The 437-nt window shown below is 58.6% G+C and carries 1 pseudogene; it reads left to right on the top strand.

Annotated elements, in window-relative coordinates:
- Positions 1-437: pseudogene (locus tag ACT3RU_RS17980) on the top strand (transketolase); the annotation flags it as partial.

Genomic DNA, 437 nt, shown 5'->3' with positions numbered 1-437 from the left:
GCTGCCGGCTGAAATACCGACCGAAGCCCTCATCGAGCAAGCCCAGGAAAAAGGCGCCAGCATCGCCACCCGTAAAGCGTCACTGGAAGCGCTTAACGTGATTGGTCCGAAAATGCCGGAACTGCTGGGCGGCAGTGCAGACCTTGCCCCGTCCAACCTGACCTTCTGGAAGGGCGCCAAAGCGATTACGCCGGAAGATGCCAGCGGTAACTACCTGCACTATGGCGTACGTGAGTTCGGTATGGGCGCGGTGATGAACGGTATCGCCCTGCACGGTGGTTTTGTCCCGTACGGCGCAACCTTCCTGATCTTCATGGAGTACATGCGTAACGCGGTTCGCATGGCGGCGTTAATGGGTCAGCAGGCGATCTACGTATTTACCCATGACTCCATTGGCCTGGGTGAAGATGGCCCGACCCACCAGCCGATTGAGCAGT

The organism is Halomonas sp. TP35 (assembly GCF_052375975.1).
GTDB lineage: Bacteria > Pseudomonadota > Gammaproteobacteria > Pseudomonadales > Halomonadaceae > Vreelandella > Vreelandella citrativorans.
This window is presented reverse-complemented; position numbering and strand designations above follow the sequence as displayed.